The organism is Deinococcus fonticola (genome assembly GCF_004634215.1).
GTDB classification, from domain to species: Bacteria; Deinococcota; Deinococci; order Deinococcales; family Deinococcaceae; genus Deinococcus; species Deinococcus fonticola.
This window is the reverse complement of record NZ_SMMH01000007.1, coordinates 1-19,293: the sequence shown is the minus strand read 5'-3', so window position 1 is coordinate 19,293 and position 19,293 is coordinate 1. Positions and strand designations below refer to the sequence as shown.

Annotated in this window: 23 protein-coding genes and 1 pseudogene; 10 read left to right on the top strand and 14 right to left on the bottom strand. The window is 63.5% G+C overall.

Annotated elements, in window-relative coordinates; translation table 11 throughout:
• Nucleotides 1–89: 89 nt before the first annotated feature.
• Both E5Z01_RS05870 and E5Z01_RS05865 read left to right on the top strand, forming a co-directional pair.
• On the top strand, nucleotides 90–1,016 hold the full coding sequence (locus E5Z01_RS05870) for a hypothetical protein (RefSeq protein ID WP_135228519.1): 927 nt from the start codon (nucleotides 90–92) through the stop codon (nucleotides 1,014–1,016).
• Nucleotides 1,017–1,154: 138 nt separating this feature from the next.
• Complete coding sequence (locus E5Z01_RS05865; RefSeq protein WP_135228518.1) at nucleotides 1,155–1,451, top strand: hypothetical protein; 297 nt, start codon at nucleotides 1,155–1,157, stop codon at nucleotides 1,449–1,451.
• A gap of 13 nt (nucleotides 1,452–1,464) precedes the next feature.
• Here the strand turns inward: E5Z01_RS05865 and E5Z01_RS05860 are convergent, their stop codons facing one another.
• The 3 genes from E5Z01_RS05860 to E5Z01_RS05850 all read right to left on the bottom strand — a co-directional run bounded on the left by E5Z01_RS05860 (nucleotide 1,465) and on the right by E5Z01_RS05850 (nucleotide 4,549).
• The gene (locus E5Z01_RS05860) at nucleotides 1,465–1,878 is read right to left on the bottom strand and encodes a hypothetical protein (protein WP_135228517.1); all 414 of its coding nucleotides are present in this window, start codon (nucleotides 1,876–1,878) and stop codon (nucleotides 1,465–1,467) included.
• Entirely contained in the window at nucleotides 1,875–2,399 is a 525-nt protein-coding gene (locus E5Z01_RS05855) for a DinB family protein (protein ID WP_135228516.1), read from the bottom strand. Before E5Z01_RS05855 ends, E5Z01_RS05860 begins: the two co-directional genes overlap by 4 nt.
• 188 nt (nucleotides 2,400–2,587) lie before the next feature.
• Entirely contained in the window at nucleotides 2,588–4,549 is a 1,962-nt protein-coding gene (locus E5Z01_RS05850; protein ID WP_135228515.1) for an endonuclease, read from the bottom strand.
• A gap of 113 nt (nucleotides 4,550–4,662) precedes the next feature.
• Here E5Z01_RS05850 and E5Z01_RS05845 point away from each other — a divergent pair, with 113 nt between their 5' ends.
• Entirely contained in the window at nucleotides 4,663–5,853 is a 1,191-nt protein-coding gene (locus E5Z01_RS05845) for a GGDEF domain-containing protein (RefSeq protein ID WP_135228514.1), read from the top strand.
• On the opposite strand, the gene E5Z01_RS05840 is transcribed toward E5Z01_RS05845, so the two are convergent.
• The 4 genes and pseudogenes from E5Z01_RS05840 to gatC form a co-directional block, all read right to left on the bottom strand.
• Nucleotides 5,811–6,260: an SDR family oxidoreductase gene (locus tag E5Z01_RS05840; protein WP_276321239.1), complete on the bottom strand. Its 450-nt coding sequence runs from the start codon at nucleotides 6,258–6,260 to the stop codon at nucleotides 5,811–5,813. The genes E5Z01_RS05845 and E5Z01_RS05840 overlap by 43 nt on opposite strands.
• A gap of 88 nt (nucleotides 6,261–6,348) precedes the next feature.
• Nucleotides 6,349–6,447: pseudogene (locus E5Z01_RS20185) on the bottom strand (NAD(P)-dependent oxidoreductase); the annotation flags it as partial.
• Between the two features lie 46 nt (nucleotides 6,448–6,493).
• Complete coding sequence (serS, locus tag E5Z01_RS05835; RefSeq protein WP_135228513.1) at nucleotides 6,494–7,771, bottom strand: serine--tRNA ligase; 1,278 nt, start codon at nucleotides 7,769–7,771, stop codon at nucleotides 6,494–6,496.
• Nucleotides 7,771–8,061: an Asp-tRNA(Asn)/Glu-tRNA(Gln) amidotransferase subunit GatC gene (gene gatC / locus E5Z01_RS05830; RefSeq protein ID WP_135228512.1), complete on the bottom strand. Its 291-nt coding sequence runs from the start codon at nucleotides 8,059–8,061 to the stop codon at nucleotides 7,771–7,773. The genes serS and gatC overlap by 1 nt, the downstream gene beginning before the upstream one ends.
• Nucleotides 8,062–8,253: 192 nt before the next feature.
• Here gatC and E5Z01_RS05825 point away from each other — a divergent pair, with 192 nt between their 5' ends.
• The 3 genes from E5Z01_RS05825 to E5Z01_RS05815 all read left to right on the top strand — a co-directional run bounded on the left by E5Z01_RS05825 (nucleotide 8,254) and on the right by E5Z01_RS05815 (nucleotide 10,627).
• Nucleotides 8,254–8,856 (top strand): flagellar hook assembly protein FlgD, encoded by a 603-nt coding sequence (locus E5Z01_RS05825; RefSeq protein ID WP_135228511.1) that lies wholly within the window; start codon nucleotides 8,254–8,256, stop codon nucleotides 8,854–8,856.
• A 120-nt stretch (nucleotides 8,857–8,976) separates the two neighbouring features.
• On the top strand, nucleotides 8,977–9,666 hold the full coding sequence (locus E5Z01_RS05820) for an alpha/beta hydrolase (RefSeq protein ID WP_135228510.1): 690 nt from the start codon (nucleotides 8,977–8,979) through the stop codon (nucleotides 9,664–9,666).
• 184 nt (nucleotides 9,667–9,850) lie between these two features.
• Complete coding sequence (locus E5Z01_RS05815) at nucleotides 9,851–10,627, top strand: hypothetical protein (protein WP_135228509.1); 777 nt, start codon at nucleotides 9,851–9,853, stop codon at nucleotides 10,625–10,627.
• Between the two features lie 51 nt (nucleotides 10,628–10,678).
• On the opposite strand, the gene E5Z01_RS05810 is transcribed toward E5Z01_RS05815, so the two are convergent.
• On the bottom strand, nucleotides 10,679–10,879 hold the full coding sequence (locus E5Z01_RS05810) for a PIN domain-containing protein (RefSeq protein ID WP_135228508.1): 201 nt from the start codon (nucleotides 10,877–10,879) through the stop codon (nucleotides 10,679–10,681).
• A 165-nt stretch (nucleotides 10,880–11,044) separates the two neighbouring features.
• Here E5Z01_RS05810 and E5Z01_RS05805 point away from each other — a divergent pair, with 165 nt between their 5' ends.
• Nucleotides 11,045–11,425, top strand: coding sequence for a helix-turn-helix domain-containing protein (locus E5Z01_RS05805; protein WP_135228507.1), 381 nt, complete (start codon nucleotides 11,045–11,047; stop codon nucleotides 11,423–11,425).
• Nucleotides 11,422–11,847, top strand: a complete 426-nt coding sequence (locus tag E5Z01_RS05800) for a type II toxin-antitoxin system VapC family toxin (protein WP_240738205.1) — start codon at nucleotides 11,422–11,424, stop codon at nucleotides 11,845–11,847. Before E5Z01_RS05805 ends, E5Z01_RS05800 begins: the two co-directional genes overlap by 4 nt.
• A 103-nt stretch (nucleotides 11,848–11,950) precedes the next feature.
• On the opposite strand, the gene E5Z01_RS05795 is transcribed toward E5Z01_RS05800, so the two are convergent.
• Both E5Z01_RS05795 and E5Z01_RS05790 read right to left on the bottom strand, forming a co-directional pair.
• Nucleotides 11,951–12,343, bottom strand: a complete 393-nt coding sequence (locus E5Z01_RS05795) for a PIN domain-containing protein (RefSeq protein WP_135228505.1) — start codon at nucleotides 12,341–12,343, stop codon at nucleotides 11,951–11,953.
• Nucleotides 12,344–12,346: 3 nt separating this feature from the next.
• On the bottom strand, nucleotides 12,347–12,613 hold the full coding sequence (locus tag E5Z01_RS05790; RefSeq protein WP_135228504.1) for an AbrB/MazE/SpoVT family DNA-binding domain-containing protein: 267 nt from the start codon (nucleotides 12,611–12,613) through the stop codon (nucleotides 12,347–12,349).
• Nucleotides 12,614–12,818: 205 nt separating this feature from the next.
• On the opposite strand from E5Z01_RS05790, the gene E5Z01_RS05785 reads away from it, so the two are divergent.
• Together E5Z01_RS05785 and E5Z01_RS05780 are read left to right on the top strand one after the other, a co-directional pair.
• On the top strand, nucleotides 12,819–13,073 hold the full coding sequence (locus tag E5Z01_RS05785) for a ribbon-helix-helix domain-containing protein (RefSeq protein ID WP_010887306.1): 255 nt from the start codon (nucleotides 12,819–12,821) through the stop codon (nucleotides 13,071–13,073).
• Nucleotides 13,064–13,411: a type II toxin-antitoxin system PemK/MazF family toxin gene (locus E5Z01_RS05780; RefSeq protein WP_135228503.1), complete on the top strand. Its 348-nt coding sequence runs from the start codon at nucleotides 13,064–13,066 to the stop codon at nucleotides 13,409–13,411. Before E5Z01_RS05785 ends, E5Z01_RS05780 begins: the two co-directional genes overlap by 10 nt.
• 175 nt (nucleotides 13,412–13,586) lie before the next feature.
• Here the strand turns inward: E5Z01_RS05780 and E5Z01_RS05775 are convergent, their stop codons facing one another.
• The 4 genes from E5Z01_RS05775 to E5Z01_RS05760 form a co-directional block, all read right to left on the bottom strand.
• Nucleotides 13,587–14,516, bottom strand: coding sequence for an IS30 family transposase (locus E5Z01_RS05775; RefSeq protein ID WP_135228502.1), 930 nt, complete (start codon nucleotides 14,514–14,516; stop codon nucleotides 13,587–13,589).
• Nucleotides 14,517–14,872: 356 nt separating this feature from the next.
• A complete protein-coding gene (gene carB / locus E5Z01_RS05770) occupies nucleotides 14,873–17,947 on the bottom strand; it encodes a carbamoyl-phosphate synthase large subunit (protein WP_135228501.1) in 3,075 nt (1,024 codons plus the stop codon).
• Nucleotides 17,948–18,029: 82 nt separating this feature from the next.
• On the bottom strand, nucleotides 18,030–18,362 hold the full coding sequence (locus E5Z01_RS05765) for a hypothetical protein (protein ID WP_135228500.1): 333 nt from the start codon (nucleotides 18,360–18,362) through the stop codon (nucleotides 18,030–18,032).
• A 254-nt stretch (nucleotides 18,363–18,616) separates the two neighbouring features.
• Nucleotides 18,617–19,293: transposase (locus E5Z01_RS05760; protein ID WP_135228499.1), on the bottom strand; the 677-nt coding region annotated here is incomplete at its 5' end.

The window sequence follows — 19,293 nt, the reverse complement described above, 5'->3', positions numbered from 1 at the left end:
CCCCGAATCAAAAGGCCTGAATGTGCGCCGGGTGCGGAAATTCCGTATGATGAGAATGGCCCGGACTGGTTCGGGCAGGGAGAAAGCGCGTGGCGGAGAGGAAAACAGAATCGAAAGTCACGCCGGAACGCGTCAGTGAGCGGCTGGTCGCCGACCGCAAGGTGCGCGCGGTGGCGCACGCCGGAAGTTACGACACCGATTTCGCGTGGGCGGGCAGTCAGCCGCTCTTTGTGACCTTCGAGCGCGACCTGAGCCTGCCCGCCTCGGAAACGCGGGCCGGCGTGACCGTGCAGCGTTACCCGTACGCGAACCTGGAGGGATGGCGCGACTGGGAGCGGGCCAAACACGAGGCCCCGCTGGCCCTGCTGGCGACCAGCCGCGTGGCCTACGACCCCACCGGGTATTACGGGCGCATTCAGCGCACGCTGTGGAACCTCTCGGAAGGGCAGCTGGCGGCGCACCGCAGCGAACTGCTGTTTCAGGCTGCCGAGGCCCTGAAAGACGCGGTGGGGGCCTACACCGGGCCGGCGCACGGGGCGCAGGAGCAGCTGCTGGCCCTGACCGAAGCCCGGGACATCGCCCTGAAAGTGCTGTATCCGGCCCTGCTGACGCACCTGCACGCCTGGCCGGAGTTCGAGATCCGTTTGCCGCACGCCTGGCGGGCTTCGGCGGGGTTGCGCTTTCCGAAAGCGGTGTACCACCTGGAGAACCTGTACGGCTTTGGCGGCGAGGACGAGGCGCGGCGCGTGCTGCTGGCGACCCGTGGCCTGGGCCTGATCGAGGAGGAACGCCGGGCACGCAAGGCCTTTCAGGCGGGGTACTACGACGGCGCGGTGCGTTACCTGCGCGACGAGGCGGCCCGCATGCACCGCCATGACCTGGAACGCTGGGGGTTTATCAGCAGTGCGCGGCGCGACAAGCTGGGGACGCTGCTGGGCGTCACCCGTTCGCCGCTGGGCCCGGCGGCGCTGGACATCGTGAAGCACCTGATCGAGGACGTGCGCGAAGGCCAGTAGGCGCCGGGCGCTTCAGGCCCTGATCACTGAACGTGGACGGAATGTCCCTGTCAGGCGAACCAGGGCTTTTGTCCTGCCGTGTGTCCTTACAGTGAGGCACCACCACAACGCACTTCTCACTTACAGGACAGGAAGGCCATGACCCTGACATGCAGCGCCCACGAAATCGAATTCCGCGACCCACTCGGCCAGGATCATATCCTGCAGGTGGACGTGTGGCGGGACGTGGGTGGCCTGCGGGCGGTGCTGGTGCTGCGCAACCTGCGCCACAGCGAGCTGGATTTCCTGGATCACGCCCACGCGGCCCTGCACGCCCTGCACCACGACTGGCTGCCTTACCTGCTGCGCCCCGGGGCGAGCGTCATGGTGCTGGCCCTGCGCCCGGCCCAGTCCAACCGCAAGGCGCGGGCGCTGGTGCTGCCCCTCAGCGCCTGAGCAGGCTTTCGCTTTACTCCAGCACGTACTTCACGCCTTCCTCGAAGGCCACGCGTTCCACGCCTGAGCGCGGCAGCACCACATTTCTGCGCCACGGCATCCACTCGGTCTGCCCTTCGGCGCTGCGCAGGAACCCGCGCACGCCCACCTCCAGGAAACGCACGTGGCCGCCCAGCAGGGTTTGCAGCCCGGCGCGAACCTCGGCGGCGTCGCGCAGCGGGCCGGTCAGGCGGGCCGACGGCACCACGTCCTGCACTTCCACCGCCTGGGGCATGGCGTGCGGGTGCGGCTGGTACAGGTCGACGCGGAAGCCCTCCAGCGCCAGCAGGGTCGCCAGCGCCTGCTCCCGCGGCAGCCCCTGCGCGAACGCCACGTGAATGTTCAGCTCGAAGCCACGTTTCCCCTTTTGCGTTTCGGTGGTCGTCAAGGCGTCACGCTCCGCTCCAGCAGTTCCCGGTGACCGCGCAGGTGCCCCACCAGGCTGCGCATCCAGTCCAGGGCGTCGAGTTCACCGAAGTAGGGGTGCCACAACCGGCGTTCCGGCGTGGCCCGCAGGCGCGCGGCCGCGCTCTCCAGTTCCTGACGGTGGGTCTGCCACGCTTCCGTCCAGGCCTCCCAGGCCAGGCCGTCCGGGCTGGGCCGGGCAAAATCAGGGGTTTGACGCTTGCCTTCCTTCAATTCCCCCTGAAGCTGCGGAAACGCCCGGAGTTCCTTCTCCGACAGCAGCAGATGGACCGCCTTTCCTCCCGCTCGCCCGATGGCCAGCACGTGCTCGAGTTCCTGCGCGGGCGACCACTCGCGGCCCGCCTGCACGCGCGTCCAGTCGCCCTGGCGGGTGCCCAGGTGGCCTTCCAGCGCGTCCAGTTCCGCTTGCAGGTGGCGACTCACGTCCTCTGGCGAGTCACCGAAGGAACGGAGCAGGGCAGGATCAAACAGGGCTTCAACCATACGGGGCAGTGTAGCGGGAAGCCGGGCCAGTCATCAGGGTGAAGGTCGCTCAGGGCTGGAAGAACGTTGACAGGAGCAGGAGAAGAAAGAGAAAGCGCCCTGGAGATGCAATGATCCCTCCGGAAAAGCACCAGGGGATCACGAATCGAACGGGCGGCTGATTAGCCCACTTGTCCTCTTCTTCTCGGCTACGTTCCCAGGCCGCGGGCAAAATCCACCTGCTCGGCCCATTCGGGGTGGTCGATCAGGGGGTTGCGGTTGCCCTGGCGGGCGCCGATCAGGGCGTTGCGGTGCTTCTCCCAGTCGCCGGGAGCCTCGGCGGCGTGCCAGGCCAGCAGCGTTTGCAACTGCGCCGGGCCGTACTGGCGCACGACGCCGGGGTAACGCAGCAGGAAATACAGGGTGGCGCGCGCCACCGCTCCCTTGCCCCAGTGGGGCTCGAACTCGCCGGGTTCGCGTTGGCCGCAATCGCCGCGTACCACTTCGCCGCGCACCACTTCGCTGGGCGGGTTGGCGTTGTCATCAGGAAAGTCGAAGTAGGGGGTGTTGCCCCGGAAGCTGTTGCAGGTGGCCTCACAGGAGAACAGGTGGTGCAGGTCGCCCCGCATGGGTTCGCGTTTGCCGAACCAGCTCTGGGGAACCACGTGCTCGCAGTTGTATGGCAGGGCTTCTTCCAGGGCCTCGACATTCAGGTTTTCCAGACGGGCCAGGCGTTCGCGGCGTTCCTGCACCGCCCGGTCGGCGGCGATGAATTCCTGCGGGCTGTGCTCGCGGGCGCTGTAGATACTCCTTATTTTTCCGTCGGGCCACACGTCGATTTCCGGGTACAACTCGGCCGCCGGATCGTAACGGGGTGTGGTGGTGTGCGTGTCCGTCAGCAGCCTGGAGAGGGCCTGGAAGTTGTCCTGTGGTGTTCCCAGGCTCACGCCGGCGTAGTATGCCTGGGCGCGGGCAGCGTCCTGCGGGTCGAGGTACGGTTTTGTGGACGCGGGCGGCGCGGGCGTGGCCGCCGAATCACCGACTTTGAAGCGCACGGTCACGGGAAAGGTGGCCTGGCCGTCTGCGCCGACGCGCACGGTGCCCAGGTCGAGGAGGTTGACGGCTTCCGGCGCGGCCCTTTCGGGGGCGCCGACCAGCGGCGGGCGGTTGGCGGCCAGCACTTCGGCCACCAGCGGCTGGCCCTGCGCGTCGGCGCGGCCCCGCAGGTCTTCCAGCAGGCGGCTGATGCGCACGCCCTCGTTCGCCAGCCAGTCGATGGCGGTGTCCGGGTCGCCCGGCCCCACCGGCGTGCCGTCGCGCTTGAGGGGGCGGCCCTGCCCGTCGGTGCGCGGCACGCCGCTGTGGTGCAGGGCCACGACCTCCCAGGCGTCGTTGAACACCGGGCTGCCACTGCTGCCGGGCGCGGTGTCGGTCTCGTAGTGCAGGAAGTCCGGCAGACGGTCGACCAGGCGGTTCTCGCGCAACGCCACCTGCTTCGGCTCGCCGCTGGGGTGCTGCACGATGCTGAGGGCCTCGCCCAGCACGTTCTTGTCGGCACTGCCGAAGAGGGGCAGCCAGCCGAACGCGGACGTCTCGCCTTTGACCGCCACCAGCGAGTAATCCAGTTTCTCCGAGGTCAGGAAAAGCGCGTCCGGATCGAGGGGAAGCGTGATGCGTTCGCGTAGCGTTCCGTCGGCTTTCAGTTCGTAATCGAATTCGATGACACTGTTTTTGGCGGTGGCGGCGGCCTCCAGCACGTGGTGGTTGGTCAGGATGGCGTGCGGACTGCACAGCCAGCCCGTCCCGAAGCCCATAACGCGCCCCCGATTGTCCCGCAGGACGATGCGGCCCACCGCCCGTGAGGCGGCCCGCGCCAGGTCGAGGTAAGCGACGTTCACCAGATCGTTGGCCCCCAACACGCGCTCCACGGTCAGGCGCGTCTCCTCGGGAAGGCGGGCGGTCACGTCCTGAAGGGGCCGGTGGCCCTCCACGATGGCCCTGGCGTCGGGCATGGGCACACCCACGCGGGTCAGGCGGGCCTCCACGCGCTCGGGCGACTCGGCCGCCAGGGGGCCGCCCACGTTCAGGCGTTGCAGGTGGTCTTCACGTTCGGGGTTGCGGCGCACGAAGCGCGCCTGAGTGTCGGCCAGCACGTCTGAGGGAACGTCCATGCCACAGTGTAGCGTATTCTTCCGCTATAAGAACATGGGTGCGAAATTACGCCTGTAGGCAATCATGGAAATTGAATAGATATTCCCGGTCAATCCAGTCATAGTTAAAGACCATGTCAGCGGACTTGCCTTCACAGCACAGTGAGAACACTCACCGCTGGTTCTGGCTGCCGGAAGACCCCCACACGGCCCCGGATATCATGGACGCCCTGCGCCGACGCCTGTATATTTTTGCGCTGCTGTTCGGCCTGCCCGTCGTGTTGCTGGTGTGGCTGCTGGAATTTCAGAACGCCACCCACAACCCCGCCTTCAACCTGCTTTACCCGGCCCTGCTGATCGTCCTGCTGGGCACCCTGTACTGGCTGAAGAGCAACCGGCCCCTCCCTCCCATTGAACGCACCATGTACGTCGCCAACGCCATCACTTTCACGGTGCAGTTCCTGACCATCCGCAGCACCCCCAGCAGTGAAGTGATTCTGCTGCTGGTCACCGCGTACCTGATGCTGCTTGCCAACACCACCATCGGTTACCTGATGTTCGGCACGCGCCTGGCGGGTTACCTGAGCCTGGGAACGTTCACGCTCAGCGTCGTGCTGTGCAGCGTCATGATTATTCAGACGCACCCGGCAGCCCTGATGATCTCCGCCACGCGCCTGCAACTGTCGGTCGCGGCTCTACTGGTACTGATTCATTCGCTGTCGTGGTACCGCTCGATTTACACCCGCATTTACTCCGAGCGCCTGCAAATGCAACTGGAACTGTACACCGATCCGCTCACCGAACTGCCCAACCGCCGCGCCGCTTACCGCGCCATCGAGCACCTGCTGACTGAAGCGGGGAACGGTACGTCCGGCAGCATCATTTTGCTGGACATCGATCACTTCAAACGCGTGAACGACCAGTACGGTCACCCCACCGGGGATAGCGTGCTGCACCACTTCGCGCAACTCCTGCGCAGCAGCACCCGCGAGCAGGACACGCCCAGCCGCTGGGGCGGCGAGGAATTCCTGATCGTGCTGCCCGCCACCACCCTGAGCCAGGCCGCCGCCCTGGCACAGCGCATTCGGCAGACGCTGAACACCACCGAGCACGACACGGTAGGGCGCGTGACCGCCAGTTGCGGCGTGACCACCCTTCACTCAGGCGATGACCTGAGCCGCCTGGTCGCCCGCGCGGACGAGGCGTTGTACCGGGCCAAAGCCAAAGGCAGGAATCAGGTGGTTGCCAGCCAGGATGCCCTGTCAACCGCGCTGGAAGGCCATTATCTGCCGCCCGCCACGTCAATGAACGAACCCATGACGTAAGACGCCGCGTCCGAGAGCAGCCACAGGACCGCCGCCGCCACTTCCTCCGGCGTGCCGCCGCGCCCCATCGGTTGCGCCGGGCCAAGTCGCTCCACCCGCCCTGGCTCTCCACCCGAAGCGTGAATGTCCGTGTCGATGATGCCGGGGCGCACGGCGTTCACCCGGATGCCCTCGGCAGCGACTTCCTTCGCCAGCCCGATGGTCAGCGTGTCGATGGCCCCCTTGCTCATGGCGTAATCCACGTACTCGCCCGGTGAACCCAGTACGGATGCCTTGCTGGACACGTTCACAATTGCGCCGCCCACCCCGCCGTGACGGGTGGACATGCGCCTGACCGCCTCGGCGGCACACAGGAACGAACCGATCACGTTGGCTTCCAGCACCCGGCGCAAGCGGGCCGCGTTCATGTTCTCCACTCGCGTCCATTTTCTCCACTCGCGTCTGGGTTTCCAGAATTCCGGCGTTATTGACCAGCGCCGTGACCGGGCCGAAAGTCTCCTGCACGGTGTCGAACATCCGCACCACGTCCGATTCGCTGCTGACGTTGCCCTGTACGGCAATGGCTTTTCCGCCTGAAGATGTGATCTGCGCCACCACGGTTTCAGCGGCTGAGGCGCGTGAATGAATGAACTTGCAGTGGTTAACGCACGGGTTTCCCGATCACTTCCCTGCCGCCCAGGTACGGGCGCAGCGCGGCGGGAATGCGGACAGTGCCGTCGGCCTGCTGGTGGTTTTCCAGGAACGGCACCAGAATACGGGGCGAGGCGATACCGGTGTTGTTGAGGGTGTGGGCGTACTGCAACTTGCCGTCCCCGTCGCGGTAGCGCAGGCCGGTGCGGCGGGCCTGCCAGTCGCCCAGGTACGAGCAACTGTGCGTCTCGCGATACTTCTCCTCGCTGGGAACCCAGGTTTCGATGTCGTACATCAGAACCTTGCCCGCGCCCATGTCCCCGGTGCAGTTCTGGATGACGCGGTACGGCAGTTCCAGCGCCTGCAAGATGCCCTCGGCGTTGCCCAGCAGCGTGTTGAACCACTTCAGGCCCTCGGCCTGGTCGGCCCGGCACATCACGTACTGCTCGACCTTTCGGAACTCGTGAACACGAATCAGGCCGCGCACGTCCCGCCCGGCACTGCCCGCCTCGCGGCGGAAAGCGGCGCTGAGTCCCGCGAAGGTCAGGGGCAAGTCCGTGTGGTTCAGTTGCTCCCCGGCATACAGGCTGTTGATGGGGACTTCCACGGTTCCTGCCAGCATCAGGTCATCGTCCGCGAACCTGTACACCGATTCCTCATCGCCGGGGAAGTGGCCGGAGTGAACCAGCGTTTCCGGGCGCACCAGTGCCGTGGTGGACAGGGGCGTGAAGTCCCGTCCGGCCAGGAAATCCAGCGCGAACATCAGGATCGCCATTTCCAGCAGGGCCGCTTCGGCTCTGAGCAGGTAACTGCGGCTGCCGGACACGCGGGCCACCCGCTCGAAATCGGCCCAGCCCTGCTTTTCCAGGATCTCGACCTGATCCAGCGGTGTGAAGTCAAACTCTGGCAACTTGCCCTCGCGGCGCAACTCCACGTTCTCGGAGTCGTCCTTGCCGACGGGCACGCCGTCCAGCGGGATGTTCGGGACACGCAGGAGCAGTTGCTTCAGTTGCTCCTCGTGGGCGCGTTGCTGGGGTTCCAGCGCCCTGATGTCCTCGGCCAAGTCCTTGCCTTTCTGGATCAGTGCGGGGCGCTCATCGGCGCTGGCTTTCGGTACGAGTTTCGCGTTGGCGTTGCGCTCGGTCAGCAGGCTCTCCACGCGCTGCTTCAGGGCGACCAGGTCACGGTCGAGTTGCAGCAGTTCGTCGATGTTCAGATCGACGCCCTTCACCTGTACGGCGCGTTTCACGGCGTCCGGGTTTTCCCGGATAAAACGGAGATCCAGCATTACTCGGCCTCCACGGTGCGCGGAATCCTGATCTGCCCGTCCTGCATTTCCGGGGCCAGCGCGGACACCACCGACGGGGAGAAGGCCTGGGCGGGTACGTCCTCGCGCAGGACATTCACGAGGTTCACCGGGCGCTGCATTTCCTCGATGCCGTCGGTGTTCACTTCGTTCAGCTCCGCGAAGTACCCCAGCACGCGCGTCAGGTCTTCCTGCATGGCGGTTTTCTCGTCGGGCGTGAGTTGCAGCCGGGCGAGGCTGGCAAGGTGTTCAATCTGGGCCGCGTCAATCATCCTGAAAAGTATAGGCGGCGGGGGCGTTGGGCGTCATGCGCCATCTGGCCGGGCAGCGCCCACCCCTGAAAGGCGCCACTTCGTGAAGCTGCCCAACCGCTTCATAGACATCCTGCGCCGATCCTTTACTTTCCACGTGATTCCTTTAGGCTTCCTCACCCGACATCAGGCAAAACACGGCAACGTAAAGACATGAAAAAACTTCTTGCCGCCGTGTGCCTCGCGAGTGGGCTGGCCGCCGCGCAGACCAGCGTCATCAACATTCCCGCCCTGCCGCCCGGCGTGACCAGCCCACCCAGGCCCAGTACACCTGCACCCAGTACATCTACACCCAGCGCGCCAGCCGTCTCCCCTACTCCCAGCACCCCGGTGACGACCCCCGCCGCGCCCACCGTCACGACGCTGCCCACCGGCACCACCGCGCTGGCCGTGACCGCCGCCCTGCAAGGGCCAGACAGCGTGCGGGCAGGCGAGGCGAACACCTGGGACTTCGTAATTACCAACACCGGCACGGCCCCCCTGCACCTGGAGAACGGCGCCTGTGATGTCCGCTTCGAGGTACTGAATGCCGCCGGAGAAGTCGTTCGCCCGGATCCGAAGAACACCCTGTGCACCATGCAACTCGTGATCACCGACGTGCAGAACGGCGAGGAAGCCACCATGCAGAAAATCCGCTGGGAAGGCAAGGACGCCCAGGGCAACCCCGTGCCCGCCGGTACCTACACCCTGCGCGCCAAATTTGTCGGCGGCGGCAACTTCACGCCCCCCGCCACCAAACAGGTCACGGTGCAGTAAACCGTTCAGTAAAAGAGTCTGGCCCCAAGCGCCCCCACCACCGGGGGCGTTTTGCTGTTTTACCCAGGTCTTTAGCCGACGATCACCTGATTCTGGCAACCGCATGAAACCATGCCCGGCATGGCCCCTGCACGCTTACAGGCCCGCCCGACCCCCGAACTGATCCCCCCGCCCGAGGTGCGCGGCGTCGTACCGCTGAACCTGGGCGCGCAGCGCGACGGTCTGCTGTATGTGCCGCTGCGTCACCCGCTAGGCGGCCCGCGCCCGCTGCTGGTCGCCTGCCACGGGGCGGGCAGCGAGGCCAGTCACTCCATCCGGCCTTTCATGGACGCCGCCGAGGAACGCGGCCTGCTGCTGCTGGCCTGCGATTCGCGCGCCGCCACCTGGGACATGATTCACGGCGGGTACGGCCCGGACGTGACCTTCATCGACCGGGCGTTGCAGCAGGTGTTCAGCCGCTACGCCATCGACCCGTCGCGCCTGGCGCTGGACGGCTTTTCCGACGGGGCCAGCTACGCGCTGTCGCTGGGCCTGGCCAACGGCGACCTGTTCACGCACCTGCTGGGCTTCTCGCCGGGCTTCCTGAACCCCGCCGCGCAGGTGGGCCGGCCACAGATTTTCATATCGCACGGCACCAGTGACCGGGTGCTGCCCATCGACCGGTGCAGCCGCGTGATCGTGAGTCAGTTGCAACAGGCCGGTTACGACCCGCACTACGTGGAATTCGAGGGGGGCCACACCGTCCCGCCCCAGGTGCAGCAGCAGGCGCTCAACTGGTGGTTGGGCACAGCGCTGGAAGGCAATAGCTAACCTGAGCTGGAGCGCAAAGCGGGAACCCGCCGTAAGCCGCCTTCCTAATTCTCCGCCAAAAAGCGGAACCTGAACATTCCCTCCTCCATTTCCCGCGCGAAACGGAATGACGCCGCACGCGAGCGGTTAGCGTGCAGGACGCACCATCCCACAGCGCAGCAGGGAAAGCAGGTACGCTGTCGGCATGACCCCGCCCGACTGGTTCCTGCAACTCCTCGGGGCGGGAAGCCTGGCCCTGCTGATCTTCCTGCTGTACTCTCTGCGGTTCCGGCGCAAACCCCAGCCGACCCGCCGCCGCAAGGTGCGCTCCACCCCGGAGCAGCAGGAACGCCGGGACGAGATGAAAGCCCGTGAACTTGCCCACGAACGGGACGTGCTGCGCCCCGGCCTGCTGCACGCCGCCTTTACCCGCGACAGCGTCAGCATGGGCGACGACAGCAGCATGGAGGGCCACTGGCGCCTGCTGACCTTCGAGGAGGACCTGCCCATGTCGAGTGTGCTGGGGCCACCCATATACAAGGTGCTGGCCTCCATTCAGGGCGGGCAGGCCACCTGGGTCATCCAGCTGCACGAACCCCTCGCGGCCCCCGTCAAACCCAACGCTGGCCGGGTGCGCGTCACGGACGTGGCGGTCGTCGCGCAGCAGTGGCCCACGCCGCGCCTGCTCGTCCCGGACTTCCCGGTCTCGCGGGTGGGCAGCGGCACGCTGTTCGCGCTGTACCTGGCCCAGCAAGACCCGGAACAGGTGTACGACGCATTGAAAGACCGCCCGGAGGAGAAGATCGAGGTGCAGCCGCACTTCTCCGAGAGGCGGTCAGAGCGTCAACTGGAGGCCCTGAGGCATCTGCCCAACCCCCGCGTGCAGGAGACGTACACGCGCTACACGTACAACTTCTCCGAGGTTCCTGCCCGCCAACGGGTGATGATGCGTGTCCAATCCACCCCGCCCAGCCAGACATAAAGCCCAAAGTCAGGGCCGCCAGAGCAGAGGCTATAAGCATGGGCTAAAGGATCAGCGGATCAAGCGAACCTGGAAAGGTAAGTCAGGAATCTTCGCCCAGCCCTGCTCAGCGGTCAGCACGTCCACTTTCAGGGCTTCCGCTGTTCCGAGACATGCAGCGTCACCCAGACTCAGGTCATACGGTGATTTGCGGGCGTAGTAGAACGCCGCTTTTTCACGGCATTCCGCATCGAAAGGTATTTCTTGCACCACGGCCAGAAGTTTCGCGTATTGCTCCTGCACCTGTCCATGCGTGAAATCACTGTGCCCACGGCGCTTCCCTCGCCCTGCTTTTCCCCGCTTAAAGCAGCAGCTTCGAGCTTTCAAGGTCTTGTTGATTCCCTTTGAGCGAAATAGAATAACTATCGGAGGTAATCAATGACCGCACGGATGCAGATTGGCCTCGCTGGGCTTCTCAGACAACACAACATCACCCAGAAGCAACTGGCCCAGGCTGCCCGGATGCGCCCCGCCACGGTGAACGCCATTTACAACGCCCGCATTGAACGGGTCGAAATTAGCACCCTCGTCGATCTTGTCGCTGGACTCAGGAAACTCGGCATTCACGCCGATGTAGGCGACATCCTGCAAGTCGTTGATGTCCCCGACCAAGCAGAACAGGCCGCACGAGAACGCGCCCTGCGCCTGCTGGGTGGCGAACCGTGGGGACTGAAACCCACTGGGTTGAACCCGCCCGTTCCTGTAAAAGGCCCACCCATAGAAGAAATTCTGAAGGAACACCGGGGGCCGGAACTTTGACGCTGCTGTATCTGGACACCAGCGCCCTGATTCGCATTTACACCCAGGAACCCGACTATCAGCACGTCATTCAGGAGAAACAACAGTCCAGCGGCGTGATCTGCCATGAAATCACTTACGTGGAAGCTATGGCCGCACTGGCAGGCAGGCGAGCGCGAAGGCTCCTGAGCGTCAGGCAACACCAACTGGCCGTCACGGCCTTCCAGAACGACTGGCCCACCTTCAGGCACGTTTCTCTTGACCAGCAACTCTTGCAGGACGCCGCCGCGCTCGCGCAGGCACACACTCTGCGGGCCTACGACGCCGTTCATCTGGCCGCCGCGCAAGCTGTCTCTCCACTTGGACTTCAGTTCATGACCTTCGACACGAACTTGAGAGCTGTGGCCGAGCAGGTGTTACCGGGACAGGTATGGACGCCGTGAAAGGAACAGGGACGAGCTACCCCGTCCCCCCACCTTCCCCCTCTGCCCGCTTCCCCCGCCCCGCTTTTCCCCGCCAAAGCGAGGCTTGAGCTAAGGTTAAAACTCAGCGAATCAAGCGAACGTTGAAAGGCAGGTCGGGAATCTTGGCCCAGTTTTGCTCGGCAGTCAGCACATCCACCTTCAGGACTTCCGCTGTTCCCAGACAGGCTGCATCCCCAAGGCTCAGGTCATACGGAGACTTGCGGGCGTAGTAGAACACGGCAGCTTCACGACAATCAGCGTCGAACACCACTTCACGCGCTAGCCCCAGCAGCGGGTCAAGGTGCGCCTGAACTTGCTTCGGCGTGAACGCGCCCCTCCCAATCAACTTTCCCTGAACTTCCGTCAGGGTCACGCTGCTCACGAAGCATGGGCGACTCCCCACCACGTTCAGAACTTCCGCACCGCCCTCTTCTTTCAGCAGGAACGCGATGATGGCACTGGCATCCAGCAGCACGCCTTACCAGCCTTTCTTCTTCGCTTCTGCACGGCGTTCGTCCAGGAGTTCCTGAGTAAAGTCCCGGTCTTTCATCTCGCCCGTTTTCTGCAAGCTGCCGTACAGGGATTGGGCCAGCAGGCGGCGGCTGGTGAGCTTGTAGCCGTCCTCCAGTTCCAGCAGGATCAACTCGTCGCCTTCTTTCACGTCCAGTCTGGCGCGAGCTTCGGAGGGGATCAGCACCCGTCCTTGTGGTTGTAATTTCAGATAAAGAGGATGAGGGGAAGTCATGCCTGAGTATAGCCCAACAGGTGAAAAATCGAAAAGTGACTGTCAGAGCTTTCCTGACTGAAAATTCTGAGAGAGCGAGAAAACCCCATCCCCCCGCCTTCCCGTCCTTCCCCCTTCCCCCGCTCCGCTTTTCCCCGCCAAAGCAGAGGCTTGAGCCAGAATTCGATCTGCGTAAGCCAGAACGTATGAATGTTAGTATGAAGGCATGACTTACCAGAACGCCGAACGCATGACCATCAGCCTGCCGCCCGATATCGCCCGTTACATCAAGGACTACCAGCAAACGCACGGACTGGAAAGCCGCAGCGAAGCCTTCGTGAAAGCCGTTCAAGCCCTCAGGGAACAGGAACTGGCCGAGCAATACACCGCACTCGCCCGTGAGAACGACCCCGAACGCGCCCTCTTTCTGGAAGGCAACACCGACGGACTGGAACCCAGCGACGGTAGCGAATGGCTGTAGGACTCATCCGGCGCGGCGACATTTTTCTGACCCATTTCGGCCCCGCCCGCGCTGGTGAGCCGGACTTCAAACGCCCCGCTGTGGTCATCACCAACAATGTCGCCAACGCCAAAGCGGATGCCCTGACGGTGGTTCCACTCACGAGCAACCTGAACACCGTCTATGACTTTCAGCTTCTGCTGCCCACCGAGCGCACCGGTCTCAATCTGGACAGCAAAGCCCAGACGGAACTCATCACCTGCATTGCCGTCAGCCGAATCGGCAAGCGCCTGGGGCAAGTTCCTGAAGAGCTGATGACCGAACTGGACGGCAAAATCCGCTTGCATCTGGCGCTGTAAAAGCGGAAGGGAGCCGCCCGCAAGCCGCTCCCCGCCCCGCACTCTTTCCAGCCTCCCATCATCCATCAGGCCGCAAGGCCGAACCCATCATCCATCATCGCGCCGAAGGCGCTCCCCTGCCCCCGCTGAAGCCGCCAAAGCAGAGGCTTGAGCTTATCTACTTAATTCGGCGAGTTCAAGTTGCTAGCGCACGCCTCTGATGGTGGGAGTGTACCTCAAGTGGGGTGCGATAGCCCAACCCCTTTCTGGGTCTGTTATTCAGTAAATGCTGTACCACAAGCACTTCCTCTAACTTAACCTCTGTAAAATCCGTTCCCTTCGGGAAAAACTGGCGTATCAGCCCGTTGCTGTTCTCCACTGACCCCTTTTCCCACGGTGAATGGGCATGGCAGGCGTAGGTTTCTGCTCCCCACTGCTGACCGAGTTGCTCGGTCAGCACGAACTCACGCCCCTGGTCAATGGTGATGGTCTTGACGATATGCGTGTCCAGTACGGCATCCATCGCCGAGAATACCTCTACTGCGGTCTTGCGCATCACCAGATTCAGCGTGACCAGGCGTGAACAGCGGTCTTCCATCACCACCATGCTGCCTTTGCCTTTCTTCCCTTCGAGTAAATCAGCTTCCAGATGACCAATTTCGCTGCGCTTATTGGCTTCCTGTGGGCGCTCGGTGATGCTCTGCCACAATTCAGGCGCTTTCCGCGTGCAAGAGCGGTGACGACGGGATTTACGCCCCTGACGCAGAAACGCGGTCAGTTCCGGGGAGCGGTAGGCGAACTGGTAGATGGCCTCAATGGAGGGGCAGGGCTGCCCCTCCAACTTGCAGCGACCATAAATCTGCTCTGGGCTGTGAAATTCCTTGAGTCGTGCGGTGACCATGTTCCACAGGTGGGGCGCGATGCGGGACAGGTGTCGGCGCGACTGCTCCGCAATCGCGTTCTGGTGGGCGAGTTCGGGGTGGTATGGTGTGACGCGCTTCAGTTCTTTGGTGATGGTGGTACGGTGGAAACCGAGCTGCTGACCGATGTCGGTGGGGCTATGCCCAGCCTGGTGGAGTGCGTGAATCCGGTAGCGTGTGGGAAGCGTGATTCGGTGGTAGCGCATATTGCCCTCCTGGACAGAGGCCAGCGTACCCTCGGATCACGCTGTGCGCTAGCAACTTGAATCCACCAGCTATGAGAGTCTCAGCTAGCGCCCTCAAAAGTCTACTTTTTCCAACCCCGTTTTTCCCAATAATTATTGTACAGAAGTTTCCCATAGAATCGATTTGCGATTTATCAATGAATGGGAGATTTTCACTGTTAAAAGTAAGACCTTCAATTCTATATGCCATATTTTTGCCTCAACTGGTCTAGGTATAATGGGGGGAATAATTATAATATTTCTCGGCCATGACTAGCGCAGTGCAGCCGTCCGGTTCTCGCCAAATTTCGTGAACAAGCTGCTCTGGCTCAGACATTTCAGTCGTTCACCCACTCCTGCAACCCCTTCACGCCCAACTCCGCGCCCACGGCGGCCTTAATCGCCCGTGCCGTCCACTCGGCTCCTTCCCTCGTACTGACAATCGGCACGCCGCGTTCCAGGGCGGTTCGCAGCAGCGCCGAGCCGGTCACGTCGATCAGCAGGTCAGGCAACTCTTCGCCGCTCTGTTCCCGAATGACCTTCAATCCGGCTTCACTCAGCATTCCGGCCACGTCGTCCAGCCCGTCCCCGAGGAGCAGGGCGGTTCCTTCCAGCGGCAGGTAGTTTTTCGCGCCGAGTTGCGCCCGGTAGAACGCCAGGTACGGGTCGGCGTCTATGCCCATGCTTTCGCCGGTGCTTTTCATTTCCGGCCCCAGCACGGGCAGCACATCCTTGAACTTCAGGAACGGCAGGTGAACTTCTTTCACCGAGTACATGCGCGGCGTGGGCGTTTCCAGCAGGCCAATCTGCTCCAGCGTCTGCCCGGCGGCAATGCGGGCGGCACTCTTGGCGAGCGGGTGGTTCACGGCCTTGCTCACGAACGGCACGGTGCGGCTGGCGCGGGGGTTGGCTTCCAGGATGTACGCCACGCCGTCTTTCACGGCCCACTGCACGTTCATCAGGCCCTTGACGCCCAGGGCGAGCGCGAGGCGTTCCGTGTCGGCCTTCACGCGCTGGGTGAGTTCGGCGCTGAGGTTCACGGGCGGCAGGACGCACGCGCTGTCCCCGCTGTGGACTCCGGCGGCTTCGACGTGTTCCATGATGCCCGCGACCACCGCACGTTCCCCGTCGCAGAGGGTGTCCACGTCGAGTTCCAGTGCGCCTTCCAGAAACTGGTCGAGGAGGATGCTGGGCTGCCCTTCCACGGCGGCGTACACCTCGTCCAGATAGGTGGTCAGTTCATCCATGCTGCGCACGGTGCGCATGGCCCGCCCGCCGAGGACGTAACTGGGCCGCGCCATCAGCGGGAAGCCGAGTTCGGCGGCGAGTTCCCGCGCCTGGGCGGGCGTTTCGGCCACTTTGCCCCTCGGCTGCGGCAGGCCCAGGCGTTCGCACAGCGCGTTGAAACTGGCGCGGTCTTCGGCCTCGTGGATGGTCTCGGGGCTGGTGCCGATGATGGGCGCACCCGCATCCGCCAGTTTGCGGGCCAGTTTCAGCGGCGTCTGCCCGCCGAGTTGCACGATCACGCCCACGGGCTTCTCGTGCTCGACGATGTTCATCACGTCCTCGAAGGTCAGCGGCTCGAAGTACAGGCGGTCGGCGGTGTCGTAGTCGGTGCTGACCGTCTCGGGGTTGGAGTTGACCATGATGGTCTCATACCCCGCTTCCTGAAGCGCCCAGACCGCGTGAACGGTGGCGTAATCGAACTCCACGCCCTGCCCGATGCGGTTGGGGCCGCTGCCCAGAATCACCACTTTGGGTTTGTCGGTGGGGGCCACCTCGTCTTCCCATTCGTAGGTGGAGTAGTGGTACGGCGTGTGCGCCTCGAACTCGGCGGCGCAGGTGTCCACCGTCTTGTAGACGGGCGTGGCTTTGGCTTTTTTGCGTAAGGCGCGGACTTCCAATTCACTCAGACCCACGATCTCGCCAATCCGCGCATCGGAAAAGCCCAGGCGCTTGATTTCACGCCAGATTTCGTACTTCCATTCCGCGATGGGGCCGAGGTCGAGGATTTCCTTCTCGGCGTCCATGATTTCCTTGAGCTGCGAGAGGAACCAGCGGTCGATCTTGGTCGCGTCGAAGAGGCTCTCCACGCTCTCGCCCCGGCGCAGCAGCTCGATCACGGCCTCGATGCGGCGCGGGTTGGGGTACAGCAGCGCCCGCAGTCCGGCCTCGTCCATCTCGGCGTACACGCCCCGGATGTCGCCTTCGGTCGAGCGCAGCGCCTTTTGCAGCGACTCCTTGAAGGTGCGGCCAATCGCCATGACCTCGCCCACCGAGCGCATCTGCGTGCCCAGCCCGTCGGGCGTGCCGGGGAACTTCTCGAAGGCGAAACGCGGAATCTTGGTCACCACGTAGTCGATGCTCGGCTCGAAGCTGGCCGGGGTCACGCGGGTGATGTCGTTGGGCAGCTCGTCCAGGTGGTAGCCCACCGCCAGCAGCGCGGCGATTTTGGCAATCGGGAAGCCGGTGGCCTTGCTTGCCAGCGCCGAGGAACGGCTCACGCGCGGGTTCATCTCGATGACAATGACGCGCCCGTTGTCGGGGTTCACCGCGAACTGGATGTTGCTGCCGCCCGTCGCCACGCCGATTTCGCGGATGATGGCGAGCGACTGGTCGCGCAGCCGCTGGTATTCCACGTCGCTGAGGGTCTGGGCAGGCGCGACGGTGATGGAGTCGCCCGTGTGGACGCCCATCGGGTCGAAGTTCTCGATGGACGTGATGATGATGACGGTGTCCGCCGTGTCGCGCATCACTTCCAGCTCGTATTCCTTCCAGCCCAGGATGCTCTCTTCCAGCAGCACGCTGGTCACGGGGCTGTCGCGCAGGCCGCCTTCCGTAATCGCCAGGAACTCCTCGTATGTGTGCGCGATGCCGCCACCCGTGCCGCCGAGGGTAAAGCTGGGCCGGATGACGATGGGCAGGCCGATCTCCTTCTGGTACTCCACGGCCTCTTCCATCGAATGCACCATCTTGCCGCGTGCGGTCTCCACGCCGATCTTCTTCATGGCGGCCTGGAACAGCTCGCGGTCTTCGCCCTTCTTGATGGCCTCCACGCCCGCGCCGATCAGCTCCACGCCGTATTTTTCGAGGCTGCCGCGCTCGTGCAGTTCCATCGCCAGGTTCAGCGCCGTCTGCCCGCCCAGCGTGGGCAGAATCGCGTCCGGCTTCTCCTTCTCGATGATCTTCTCCACGAACTCGGGCGTCAGCGGCTCCAGATACGTCGCGTCGGCCAGATCGGGGTCGGTCATGATGGTCGCCGGGTTGGAGTTCACCAGCACCACGCGGTAGCCCTCGCTTTTCAGCGCCTTGAGCGCCTGCGTGCCCGAATAGTCGAACTCGGCGGCCTGCCCGATCTGAATGGGGCCGCTGCCGAGGATAAGGATCGTCTGGAGGTCTGTACGCTTAGGCATTCCAGACACGGAGTATCGCACGAATGGCAACCCCAGGGGTCAGGGCGGTGTGGATGGGTGAACCCTCATCCCCAGTCGGAAGTCACCAGATGGCCCACATCACGCCCAGGCGTCTGGGTTGAGGATCGAGGTTCTCCGCCTCACCGTGGGCCCCGTGCAGGTGGAGGCCCTCGACCATGTGCGCCTGCCTGCGCCAGAGTTTGCGGCAACGGCGGGTGTACCCGCTTGGCCCATGATGCACCGAAGCGTCCAGTTTTCGCTGAGCCTGCTGCACCTGCTGTGGCCATTTCTCGGAACCGGGCGGACTCCAGACGACAGAGCCCTGCCACCAGCGATTCCAGCCGTTCGCGGGCCGTTTGCGACGGGCCTCACGCCGTTTCCAACGCGCCTTCTCATAACTGTGTTTTGCCATCATCAGCACGCTCCTCAACGTGCTAAATGAGCTGGCCCTCCCGTTGTCCTCATACCACGAGCATAGTGAACACCCACCAGGAACACATGCGTTTTTCTGCCTAGTACAGCGTTCAATTAATTCGAATAGCTTGATAGTGCCTACCAAAGCTGCGACGGGCATCCTGGGTCGAGAATTGCCAATTGATCTTTACCCCCGCTGCATTTCGGGCGCTCGCCCAGGATTCGACTTCGGGACGAAGTCGTTCCAGCGTGGGCTCAGCACCTGACAGGTTGAGTATTCCGCCCTCCCAGTGAAGGAAATGGCGTGCTCAAGAGGTCAAGATACGTCTGAAACGACATCTTGCTCCATCGAATAGCTCGTCCCAGTTCCCGAGCTCCGTACCTCGCCCTGCTCATGGCCGGGCGATTCTTCTTGCGCATCATCCTGATCGGCTTGTCTTGAGTCTCCTCGACGCCGATTCGCATGATCCATGCAAGGGCTACACATAACAGACCAAACAACCGACTGAGTCGGTTCGGAGCCGTCATAGGCGTCTGTTCCAAATTGAGGCCGCGCGTCTTGAGCGCTGAAAACATTGATTCAATCGTCCATCTCAGGCGGTAGACCCTCAGGGTGTCCCAGATCGGCAAATCACTGGCGACCAGAATCCGCTCTCCCGCAGGAGAGCGGGTGGCGACGACCTGCATCCAACTCCCCGCAACCCAGGCTTTCTCGAACAACCCTCGAACCTTCCCTGGCTGGACATCCGGAAAGTAGTTTCGCGCCTGCTCTTCATCGATCAGAATGTTTTCCCGAATCCGAATACAGCGCTTGATTCCCTTCCAGCGCAGGAAATTGAACCACTCTTGCCCGATAAATTCACGGTCGGCGATCAGGACGGCCCAGCGCTTCGCCGGGATCCGGCGAAGCAGCATGCCGACCAGAAACATGC

What these genes read in the sequence shown, in the direction of transcription:
- E5Z01_RS05865 (WP_135228518.1), top strand. Translation starts at nt 1,155, where the DNA reads ATGACCCTGACATGCAGCGCCCACGAAATCGAATTCCGCGACCCACTC.
- E5Z01_RS05855 (WP_135228516.1), bottom strand. Translation starts at nt 2,399, where the DNA reads ATGGTTGAAGCCCTGTTTGATCCTGCCCTGCTCCGTTCCTTCGGTGAC.
- E5Z01_RS05850 (WP_135228515.1), bottom strand. Translation starts at nt 4,549, where the DNA reads ATGGACGTTCCCTCAGACGTGCTGGCCGACACTCAGGCGCGCTTCGTG.
- E5Z01_RS05845 (WP_135228514.1), top strand. Translation starts at nt 4,663, where the DNA reads ATGTCAGCGGACTTGCCTTCACAGCACAGTGAGAACACTCACCGCTGG.
- E5Z01_RS05840 (WP_276321239.1), bottom strand. Translation starts at nt 6,260, where the DNA reads ATGAACGCGGCCCGCTTGCGCCGGGTGCTGGAAGCCAACGTGATCGGT.
- serS (WP_135228513.1), bottom strand. Translation starts at nt 7,771, where the DNA reads ATGCTGGATCTCCGTTTTATCCGGGAAAACCCGGACGCCGTGAAACGC.
- gatC (WP_135228512.1), bottom strand. Translation starts at nt 8,061, where the DNA reads ATGATTGACGCGGCCCAGATTGAACACCTTGCCAGCCTCGCCCGGCTG.
- E5Z01_RS05825 (WP_135228511.1), top strand. Translation starts at nt 8,254, where the DNA reads ATGAAAAAACTTCTTGCCGCCGTGTGCCTCGCGAGTGGGCTGGCCGCC.
- E5Z01_RS05820 (WP_135228510.1), top strand. Translation starts at nt 8,977, where the DNA reads ATGGCCCCTGCACGCTTACAGGCCCGCCCGACCCCCGAACTGATCCCC.
- E5Z01_RS05815 (WP_135228509.1), top strand. Translation starts at nt 9,851, where the DNA reads ATGACCCCGCCCGACTGGTTCCTGCAACTCCTCGGGGCGGGAAGCCTG.
- E5Z01_RS05805 (WP_135228507.1), top strand. Translation starts at nt 11,045, where the DNA reads ATGACCGCACGGATGCAGATTGGCCTCGCTGGGCTTCTCAGACAACAC.
- E5Z01_RS05790 (WP_135228504.1), bottom strand. Translation starts at nt 12,613, where the DNA reads ATGACTTCCCCTCATCCTCTTTATCTGAAATTACAACCACAAGGACGG.
- E5Z01_RS05785 (WP_010887306.1), top strand. Translation starts at nt 12,819, where the DNA reads ATGACTTACCAGAACGCCGAACGCATGACCATCAGCCTGCCGCCCGAT.
- E5Z01_RS05780 (WP_135228503.1), top strand. Translation starts at nt 13,064, where the DNA reads ATGGCTGTAGGACTCATCCGGCGCGGCGACATTTTTCTGACCCATTTC.
- E5Z01_RS05775 (WP_135228502.1), bottom strand. Translation starts at nt 14,516, where the DNA reads ATGCGCTACCACCGAATCACGCTTCCCACACGCTACCGGATTCACGCA.
- carB (WP_135228501.1), bottom strand. Translation starts at nt 17,947, where the DNA reads ATGCCTAAGCGTACAGACCTCCAGACGATCCTTATCCTCGGCAGCGGC.
- E5Z01_RS05765 (WP_135228500.1), bottom strand. Translation starts at nt 18,362, where the DNA reads ATGATGGCAAAACACAGTTATGAGAAGGCGCGTTGGAAACGGCGTGAG.